11 protein-coding genes and 3 pseudogenes are annotated in these 8,876 nt (G+C 55.4%); 8 read left to right on the top strand and 6 right to left on the bottom strand.

Annotation, left to right across the window (positions count from 1 at the left end; all coding sequences use genetic code 11):
- Positions 1–690: pseudogene (locus AC2FLX_RS03530) on the bottom strand (transposase); the annotation flags it as partial.
- A gap of 86 nt (positions 691–776) precedes the next feature.
- Between AC2FLX_RS03530 and AC2FLX_RS03525 the strand changes: the two are divergent.
- A pseudogene (locus tag AC2FLX_RS03525) lies at positions 777–1,064 on the top strand (ISKra4 family transposase); the annotation flags it as partial.
- A gap of 28 nt (positions 1,065–1,092) precedes the next feature.
- On the opposite strand, the pseudogene AC2FLX_RS03520 reads toward AC2FLX_RS03525, so the two are convergent.
- Both AC2FLX_RS03520 and dalA read right to left on the bottom strand, forming a co-directional pair.
- Positions 1,093–1,183, bottom strand: a pseudogene (locus tag AC2FLX_RS03520) (IS6 family transposase); the annotation flags it as partial.
- A gap of 117 nt (positions 1,184–1,300) precedes the next feature.
- Positions 1,301–1,819 (bottom strand): divisome-associated lipoprotein DalA, encoded by a 519-nt coding sequence (gene dalA, locus AC2FLX_RS03515; protein ID WP_496811233.1) that lies wholly within the window; start codon positions 1,817–1,819, stop codon positions 1,301–1,303.
- A 169-nt stretch (positions 1,820–1,988) separates the two neighbouring features.
- Here dalA and AC2FLX_RS03510 point away from each other — a divergent pair, with 169 nt between their 5' ends.
- Positions 1,989–2,588 (top strand): L,D-transpeptidase, encoded by a 600-nt coding sequence (locus AC2FLX_RS03510; RefSeq protein WP_480750125.1) that lies wholly within the window; start codon positions 1,989–1,991, stop codon positions 2,586–2,588.
- 139 nt (positions 2,589–2,727) lie between these two features.
- The gene (locus AC2FLX_RS03505) at positions 2,728–2,910 is read left to right on the top strand and encodes a hypothetical protein (RefSeq protein WP_480750124.1); all 183 of its coding nucleotides are present in this window, start codon (positions 2,728–2,730) and stop codon (positions 2,908–2,910) included.
- Between the two features lie 74 nt (positions 2,911–2,984).
- Here AC2FLX_RS03505 and hemH read toward each other — a convergent pair whose 3' ends face one another.
- Both hemH and AC2FLX_RS03495 read right to left on the bottom strand, forming a co-directional pair.
- Positions 2,985–4,034: a ferrochelatase gene (gene hemH / locus AC2FLX_RS03500; RefSeq protein ID WP_480750123.1), complete on the bottom strand. Its 1,050-nt coding sequence runs from the start codon at positions 4,032–4,034 to the stop codon at positions 2,985–2,987.
- A 53-nt stretch (positions 4,035–4,087) separates the two neighbouring features.
- Complete coding sequence (locus AC2FLX_RS03495; RefSeq protein WP_496811232.1) at positions 4,088–4,918, bottom strand: methyltransferase domain-containing protein; 831 nt, start codon at positions 4,916–4,918, stop codon at positions 4,088–4,090.
- A gap of 16 nt (positions 4,919–4,934) precedes the next feature.
- On the opposite strand from AC2FLX_RS03495, the gene AC2FLX_RS03490 reads away from it, so the two are divergent.
- Genes AC2FLX_RS03490 through AC2FLX_RS03470 form a run of 5 tightly spaced genes read left to right on the top strand, consistent with a single transcriptional unit; the run spans position 4,935 to position 8,021 of the window.
- Positions 4,935–5,663: a double zinc ribbon domain-containing protein gene (locus AC2FLX_RS03490; RefSeq protein WP_480750121.1), complete on the top strand. Its 729-nt coding sequence runs from the start codon at positions 4,935–4,937 to the stop codon at positions 5,661–5,663.
- 37 nt (positions 5,664–5,700) lie between these two features.
- A complete protein-coding gene (gene grxC, locus AC2FLX_RS03485; protein WP_496745487.1) occupies positions 5,701–5,958 on the top strand; it encodes a glutaredoxin 3 in 258 nt (85 codons plus the stop codon).
- On the top strand, positions 5,958–6,788 hold the full coding sequence (locus tag AC2FLX_RS03480; RefSeq protein WP_496811231.1) for a carbon-nitrogen hydrolase family protein: 831 nt from the start codon (positions 5,958–5,960) through the stop codon (positions 6,786–6,788). Before grxC ends, AC2FLX_RS03480 begins: the two co-directional genes overlap by 1 nt.
- Positions 6,789–6,802: 14 nt before the next feature.
- The gene (locus AC2FLX_RS03475) at positions 6,803–7,243 is read left to right on the top strand and encodes a MarR family winged helix-turn-helix transcriptional regulator (protein WP_496811230.1); all 441 of its coding nucleotides are present in this window, start codon (positions 6,803–6,805) and stop codon (positions 7,241–7,243) included.
- A gap of 7 nt (positions 7,244–7,250) precedes the next feature.
- Entirely contained in the window at positions 7,251–8,021 is a 771-nt protein-coding gene (locus AC2FLX_RS03470) for a hypothetical protein (RefSeq protein WP_496875376.1), read from the top strand.
- 72 nt (positions 8,022–8,093) lie between these two features.
- Here AC2FLX_RS03470 and ubiG read toward each other — a convergent pair whose 3' ends face one another.
- Complete coding sequence (ubiG, locus tag AC2FLX_RS03465) at positions 8,094–8,840, bottom strand: bifunctional 2-polyprenyl-6-hydroxyphenol methylase/3-demethylubiquinol 3-O-methyltransferase UbiG (protein ID WP_496806876.1); 747 nt, start codon at positions 8,838–8,840, stop codon at positions 8,094–8,096.
- Positions 8,841–8,876 lie beyond the last annotated feature (36 nt).

Raw genomic sequence — 8,876 nt, 5'->3', positions numbered from 1 at the left:
GATAGACCGAAGCCTCTGACACAAAGTACTTTTCTGTGTCGGAGAAGCGAACAGCCAACTCACGCGGGGAAAGCTCACTTTCCTTCAGAGCCAGGTCCTTGATCTTCTCGCGCACTGGCGTGGGAATGCGGTTCCAGACCCGTGATGGCTTGGGACTACGATCCTCAAGCGCCTCAGGACCACCCGACAGATACCGGTCATACCAGCGATAGAAGGTGGTCTTCGGGATGCTCAGCTTTTCCAAAGTGCGCTTGGTCGGGAGATGCGAACCTTCGACGAGGCGGATGATCTCCAGTTTTTCGGATGCGGGATACCTCATTCGTCGTCGCCCCCATCCGCGATCATGCTTTTTTTGAGCAGGCGCAGTTCCAGGGCCTGTTCTGCCACAACTTCTTTCAGATCGCGGGCCTCACGGCGCAGGCCTTTGACCTCGGTCGATGTCGCAGCACGTGCCGTGTCGCCTGCCAGACGTTTCTTGCCGGCTTCCAGAAAATCCTTGGACCAGCTGTAGTACAGACTCTGGGCGATGCCCTCTCGACGGCACAGCTCCGCAATGCTGTCCTCGCCCTTCAGACCGTCCAGCACGATCCTGATCTTCTCTTCAGCTGTATATTGCTTGCGCGTCGCGCGGCGGATGTCTTTGACAACTTTCTCGCCGTGGCTCTGCTTGGTTCCGGGTTTCTTTCTCATCTCCACTCCTTGGCGGTTACGATGAGCCAGAAACCCTCTCTTATCAAATCGACCTAAACTGTCCCATTGGTGCTGACGTCAGACAATCAGCCGTCGAATTTGAGCCATACATCACCAACAGCAAACACATGATCCCGAACTATGCCGAGCGACGACGCTACGGCGAGCGCGTCTCAACCGGCTTCGTTGAAAGCACCGTCAACACCGTTGTCGGAAAACGCTTCGACAAACGCCAGCAAATTCGATTGTCAAAACGCGGCGCCCTCCTGATGCTTCAAACCCGCGCCCGCACCCTCGATGGAACGCTCAGAACCAAGTTCGAGCAATGGTATCCGGGCATGAAACTGAGCGCAGATGGCAACTTGGTGGCGTAGTTGCCCCGCACGTTGCGGTACTCGCTGACCCAAAGCCGGACAGTCTCGTAAGACACGTCAATCTCGCGCTGCAGAAGCATCTCTTCAACTTCCCGCAAGCTCAGATTGAAACGGACGTGCGGTCATAACCATGCGCAATGATCTGAGATGGAAACCGGTGGCGCTTGTAGCTAATCGACGATGACCTCATCGATGTCACTTACGTCCAACCGCGGACATGACCAACCGAACGACCTTCAGCGTGACAACGCCCCCATTTCAAGTGTCCACCAAAGCTTGCCGCCTGGTTCTTGATGCCATGCGAACCCCATCTCTGTCGCGTCGGGGTTCATGATCACCGAGCGCGGGCCAGGAGCGTCCATCCAGGCCGCAAGGGTTTCCAATTCTGTCTCGTAGGTCTCTGAAATCGCTTCGCCAAGAAATGTTCCTGTATATCCAACCCTCATCGCCCTGTCCAATGGCGATGATCCGTCCGACCCAAAATGCCAGGGCCGATTTTGTCGCGACATATCGCGCGCATGGGTTTCGGCTGCAGCGTTGAGTTGCGCATTCAATTGCACAGGCTGCAATCCCGAAGCCTGCCGTAACGCATTGACCGAATCAAGCATGCGAAATTGCAACTTGTCCGCGCTTCCCCGAATTTTATAGGGTTTCGGCAATGGTCTACCATCGGCGCCCAGCCGGGTTTCGGCCGTTTCCGTACAGGCGGCGAGCGCCACGAAACACACCAACAAAAGAGAAAGTAGTCGCGCCATGATCTATCCGGTTCATTACATCGGAATGCAAATAGCGTGGTAAACGAGCTTGGGCAAACACCCTGTTGAATAATATGGCCGAAATATGCCGGTTTGATTTGCGACTGAGGCTTTCTGGCAATAAACTGCCCAAGATTTCCATGACAAGAACTCGAAAAGGTCCTGAACCATGGTAAAAAAAGCGCCCAATCTGGCATCTCGGCGTTGCTTCCTAACCGGAGCAGCCTCGCTACTGGCGACACCTGCAATCGCGCAATATATTCCGGGAGATCCGCTGCGGCCCGCCCCCGAGCCCGAGACGCCTGTGCGCCGCAATATTTCGGGTTTCCGAGCTCTTAGCTGGCAACCGTATTTCTCCAATACAAAGAACGGCGCGATTCTGGTCGACACAGTTTCGCGGGCATTGCACTACTGGTCCGAAGATCAAACGGTTTACAAACTCTATCCTTCTTCAGTGCCATTAACCGACGAGTTGACCCGACGCGGCCGAACAAGCGTCATACGCAAGGTCGAAGGGCCCAGCTGGTCGCCGACGCCGTCAATGAAGAAACGCAACCCCGAATGGCCCGACTACATCCCGCCGGGTCCGGACAACCCCTTGGGAACACACGCATTATATCTAAGCTGGAAGTATTATAGAATTCATGGAACGCATGATACGCGCAAAATTGGGCGCCGCTCCTCGAATGGTTGCATCGGGCTTTACAACGAACATATTCAAGAACTGTTTAGCATGGCAAAAGTGGGTTCGCAGGTGTTGCTAATTTGACGACATTTCCGCCTGCTAAGTTGCTGAACCAGCAAGTAGCATTTGCAATCCCCGCGCTTTGCTGCTTAGAAAAAGCCACGAGGTAAGTCTTGGGTGCGTGGTTCATTTTTTGAGAATCGCGCGAATACTGGAGGTTAACATGAAAAAACTCGTTCTCGCTGCTGCTCTGACTGCTGCTGCTTCGACCGCATTTGCTGGCAACCTGGAAGAACCGGTTGTTGAAGCACCTGTAGTTGTCGAAGAGACACAGGGCTCGTCGAGCGGCATCCTGCTGCCCCTGATCCTGCTGGTTCTGGTTGGCGCAGCTGTTGCTGCAAGCTAAGACGACGCAAGTCATCTGAAGAAAAGGCGGTGGAGATTCCACCGCCTTTTTTTGTTCCCGCGATTCTGGATGGATCAGTCCAACCAACCCTTCAAATTTGCCTCAATGACAGTTTGCAGCGCCGTGACATGCGTATCATCCGCGTTGAGGCACGGAATATAGGTAAACTTTTCTCCGCCTGCCCCCTCAAAGCTTTCGCGAATCTCTTCGTTGATCTCTTCCAGCGTCTCGATGCAATCCGCAGAAAATGCCGGCGCGATCACCGCAATTTTCTTTTTTCCCTGACGCGCCAAGTCGGCCACATGATCGACAGTATAGGGTTTCAACCATTCTTCCGGACCAAACCTTGACTGAAACGTTGAAACGAGTTGATCGTCCGACCAGCCAAGCCGCTCTCTCAACAGTCGCGTGGTTTTGACGCATTGGCAATGGTACGGGTCGCCTTGCTGAAGATACCGTTCGGGCATACCATGGTAGGAGCACACCAGTATTTCTGGTTTCTCCTCCATCGCCTCATAGGCCCGTTCAACAGATTTCGCCAGAGCGTCGATATAGGCTGGTTCACTGAAATATGCCGGAACGGTTCTGCAGGCTGGTTGCCAAACCTCTTCCATAAGAGCCCGAAAGAACTGATCGTTCGCGGTCGCCGATGTCGCCCCGGCATATTGCGGATACAGCGGAAAGAAGAGGATACGGTCACACCCTGACGCCACCATTTCCCGTACCTTGGATTTCGTTGACGGATTTCCATAGCGCATGCAGAATTCCACCATCACACGGTCGCCATATCTAACCTCCATCGAGGCACGCAGCTTTGCCGTCTGATCCTTGGTAATCGTCATTAATGGGCTTTCGCCTTTGTCGTTATTCCAGATCGACTTGTACGCGGCCCCCGAACTAAACGGACGTTTGGTCAATATGATGCATTGCAGGATAGGTTGCCACTTCCACGACGGATAATCGATCACCCGCTTGTCCGATAGAAACTCGTTGAGATACCGCCGCATCGGCCAGTATGAATAATCGTCTGGTGTGCCCAGATTTGCCAACAGAATCCCGACACGACCCATCTTTACCTTGGGATGATCCGCCGGAGCGTGAGTTGGTCGGGTGGCGTCAAACATATCGAGCTTCCTGAATTTCGTTTCGGCTTGAGATAATGGGAATTACCGGTCGGTCAATCGGACAGTTTGTTCTCGGTTGCGCCCAACGCTTTGGCCAGACTGGCCTTTGCGGATCCCGGTCGCAGTGGTTTTTGCTGGCTCTCGTCGGGTGACCAACCGGTCAGACAGATCATGTCAAAAGTCGCATTCAGATTGCCATCCGACGTTGAAAAATTTTCGGCATATAAGGTTGCGGCACGCTCGAACACGGCACGCCGCGTCGGGTGTTTCAACCGCCCGATCATGACATTGGATTCGCCCATGGCTCGCAGATCTTTCATTAGGTGCCAAATGTCCCGGTACTCCGCCGTCAGCGCCAAATTGTCCGCCACCGGCAAGGCCAGACCCGCCCGTTGTAGCAATGCACCCAAGTCCCGGATTTCCCCCATCGGCGCTATGCGCGGGCTGAGGCCACCTGTCTTTTCGACTTCTGCCTGCCCCAGGACTGCGCGCAATTCTTTCAATGTGTCGCCACCCAAACAAATGGCCAGCAACAAACCGTCCGCTTTCAACGCTCGTCTGCACTGAATCAGTTGCCCAACCGGATCATCGGCCCAGTGCAAGGCCATGGCATGAACAACAAGATCGTGCGATCCGAGTTCCAGCTCTAGAAGCTCGTGGTCGGCAACCGTTTTTGCACCGGGAAACACGTTCTGCCAAAGATGCGGAAACGGTGTCACGACTGCTGGACGCGTAAATGTCCTGTTAACCATCGACAACCGATCCTGCACTTCGTTGATTGCGGCACGGTGCAGGAACAGAGCTTCATCCTGTGCACGGGCGCGATGGGCATCCAGGACCTTGCGGTCGAACAGGGCAGTTGCGTTGAGCGATGGCATCTTCATGAGGCGCAGTTAACGCATGTGGAACCGAATTCAAACCGCCATCGAACTGATTTATCCACCCCGTTGCCTTAGTTGCGGTGATCTCGTCACCTCGGATTTCGGCCTGTGCGGTCCCTGTTGGCGAGACACGTCTTTTATCGGCGGGACCATTTGCGAAAGCTGCGGCGTCCCGCTGCCTGGGCAGGCGGACGGTCATCGGATCGAATGCGACGACTGCATGCTAGCTCCCCGGCCATGGGCAGAGGGCCGCGCAGCGCTGCTCTATCAGGGCCGAGCAAGGAAAATGATCCTCGCACTCAAACATGGCGACCGGCCGGAACTCGCGCGTCCTGCAGCACTTTGGATGGCACGAGCGGGCCGCGAAGTCCTGAGGCCAAACATGCTGATTGCGCCCGTTCCGTTGCACTGGTCGCGACTGGTGAAGCGCCGCTATAATCAATCCGCCTTACTAGCTCAGTATCTGGGTCAGGAAACAAGGTTGCCCGTATGCCCCGATCTTCTGATACGCGTACGGCGAACCCCAATACTTGATGGCAAAACGAGCGCGGAGCGCGCCCAAGTCCTTGCATCCGCCATCTCTGCCCACCCCAAACGAAAAAGCGGACTGATGGATCGGAACGTGTTGCTGGTTGATGATGTCATGACCTCGGGTGCGACATTGGGCGCCTGTGCGAGGGCCTGCCTTGAGGCGGGAGCAAATCATATTTCTGTGTTGGTACTAGCGCGCGTTGCCAAGACTGCCTAATTGCCCCTAGATTGCACCAAACCCTTGGGGAACGGAAATGAAAACGGTTGAAATCTACACCTCGCCGCTCTGCGGCTTTTGCCATGCAGCCAAGCGACTTTTGAATCAAAAAGGGATTTCGTTCACCGAAATCAATGTGCTAGCCAACCCAAATCGAAAATCCGAGATGATCCAGAGGGCAAACGGTCGTCGAACGGTGCCGCAGATCTTCATCGAAGGCACTCATGTCGGCGGCTGTGATGATCTTTACGATCTTGAGCGTGAAGGCAAGCTCGATCCGCTCTTGGCCGCCTGATGAAAACTGCCCTGCTGCAAATCACTTCGTCCGACGATCCTGTTGCGAACCTCGCAATGGTGCGCGACATGATGACGGAGGCGACACAACAGGGCGCGAATTTCATTCTGACGCCTGAAGTCACCAATTGCGTTTCGACCAGCACCACACGACAGCGTGAGGTACTGCAGCACGAAGAAGACGACACGACCCTCACAGGTTTGCGCGAGCACGTCGCTAACCTGAAAGTATGGTTGTTAGTCGGGTCGTTGGCACTCAAGACGCACGATCCGGATGGCCGATTTGCCAATAGGTCCTTCTTGATCGACCCTACGGGCAAGGTGATCGCCCGATACGATAAAATCCACATGTTCGATGTGCAGGTGACCGAGTTGGAAACTTTTCGCGAATCGGCCAACTACAGGCCCGGTTCGCATGCGGTGATCGCTGATACGGATTTTGGAAAGATCGGGATGACCGTCTGCTACGACGTCCGATTTCCGCAACTCTATGCCGCTCTTGCCCAAGCCGGAGCACATATTCTGACCGTGCCGGCGGCGTTCTCGCCGGTAACCGGGGCCGCGCATTGGCGGCCGCTGTTGCGCGCCCGCGCCATCGAAACGGGGTGTTGGGTCATCGCACCGGGTCAAACCGGAACGCACCCCAAAACCCGCGGCAAGACACGCGTCACACACGGGCACAGCATGGTTGTCGCCCCATGGGGCGAGGTACTGATCGACGCAGGTACCGAACCCGGCATTCACTATTTTGATCTGGATGATAATGCTGTTACAGAAGCACGACACCGCGTGCCTTCTCTGACTCACGTCCGTCCATTCGACGGCCCCTGATCCAGATTGGAACTATGCCTGACGATACCAATGCCCTGGCGGTTGCGCTGTTCAGCGAGATTCTGACCGCAGACCAACTTTTGCGGAACCGGCTCAGCCGCGTTCTGCCCAAGGGCATGGAAATTTCGCACTTCTCGGTCCTGAACCATTTGGCCTTTATCGGGGATGAGCGCAGCCCGGCACAGCTGGCCAGCGCATTTCATGTGACCAGGGGGGCGATGACCAACACCTTGGCCAAGCTGGAATGGGCCGGTTACATCCACATCCGCCCCGACTGGGACGACGCCCGCCGCAAGATGGTGGCGATCAGTCCGGCTGGCCGCAGGGCGCGGGATCAGGCGATCTCCTCCATCGCGCCGCTAATCAATCAGGTAGTCGGAGAGCTGGGGTTGGAGCGAGTCCGCAGCACATTGCCCGTACTGCGGGATTTGCGGTTGCAGTTGGAGGGGGAGTAGGAAGGTCATGCGTTGGTTTAGGAAGCGACGGAAATCCAGTGTGCTTTCAGAGAACGTGACTTCGCCAACCTCTTCGGCGGCATCCGCTAACGAAGATCAACAAAATCGATCTCACCTCAAGACTGCAAAACCGAGTAGTGCAATCTGGGTCAGCGATGTTTACCAAAGACATGAACTCAGCATTGGTTTTGTGACTGCACCAATGCGAAACAAGATCACTTCGATCAAGTTTCGCGACGAAGATGTCGAAATCGCTAAGAAACATCGTGATGGAGATAGAAAAAATTCCCGCGGCGAGCATGTCGATCCAGGCGCGGTGCCGAGTGAACTATATTGGAACCTAAGCGAGGTACCGCCTAGCACTATTCCGCCGGTTTTCAGCGCAGGGCACCCAATGTTGCGTGCGGATATCGCGGAGATTTTTAAGCATCATGATTTAGGTCAAGCACGTCTGCAAGAAACGCAGCTTTTTGGCTATGAAGCGGAAGCACCGCTTGATTATGTCGCCTATGCTCTGATTTTCCAGAATCAAGGCCATGCTATCGATATAGCAAAGAGCGATGTGGAGCCTGTGTGGCCTGGGCGCGAGGTGTTTAAGCCTAAGCCAGATGCCTCTCTTGCAGATTGCCTTGTGCCGGACACCAGAGCGGTAAATGGTCCGGCAGTCTGGATTGATCCCCATATGTTCAGGTTTTTTTTCCTTAGTGACGCACTTGGCAGCGAACTAACAGCTGCTGGTTTTGGCTCTGCTTTTGGACTGACGCGTCTGGAATTTTAAGAGATCGTAGGATGGGTTTCTAACCCATCGCTCAAGATCGAAATCCTTTGCAAGATGGGTTGAAAACCCATCCTACCCCGGCTTCACGCTCGCCGTCACATAGTTCACGCCTAAATCCCGGTCCGAGATCGACCAGCTCCATAGGATCGGGTTGAATACGAACCCCTTGCGATCCACCGGTTCCAGCCCGGCCTGACGCAGCAAGTCGAACAGCTCATCGGGGGTGATGAATTTGTTCCACTCATGGGTGCCGCGCGGCAGCCAGCGCATGACGACCTCGGCGCCGAAAATGGCCATCGCATAGGATTTCGGGTTGCGGTTGATGGTCGAGCAGATCAGCAACCCACCCGGTTTCAACAACTGCTGCGATGCGGTCAGAAAGCCAAGGGGGTCGGCCACATGTTCGACCACCTCCATGTTCAGCACCACGTCGAACTGTTCGCCTGCGGCGACCATGTCCTCGGCTGTGGTGTGGCGATAGTCGATCTGCAACCCTGATCGCTCAGCATGGATGCGCGCGACGGGCAGGTTGCCCTCGGCGGCGTCGGCCCCGACCACCGTGGCCCCCAAACGCGCCATGGGTTCGCTCAGCAACCCGCCGCCGCAGCCGATATCCAGCAGGCGCAGGCCCTCGAAAGGGCGCAGGGCTTTTAGATCGCGATCAAACTCGCCCGCGATCTGCTGTGTGATATAATCCAACCGACAGGGGTTGAGCATGTGCAGAGGTTTGAATTTCCCGTGGGGGTCCCACCATTCAGCGGCCATTGCCTCGAATTTTGCGATCTCTGACGGGTCAACCGTGTTCGGATGCGCTTGCATTCCTGTCTCCGTATGCTCTTTTTACCGTTAAGGACT

Source organism: Ruegeria sp. YKSF57 (assembly GCF_059612585.1).
The sequence above is the reverse complement of the archived record's forward strand: the minus strand, read 5'-3'. Positions and strand labels throughout refer to the sequence as shown.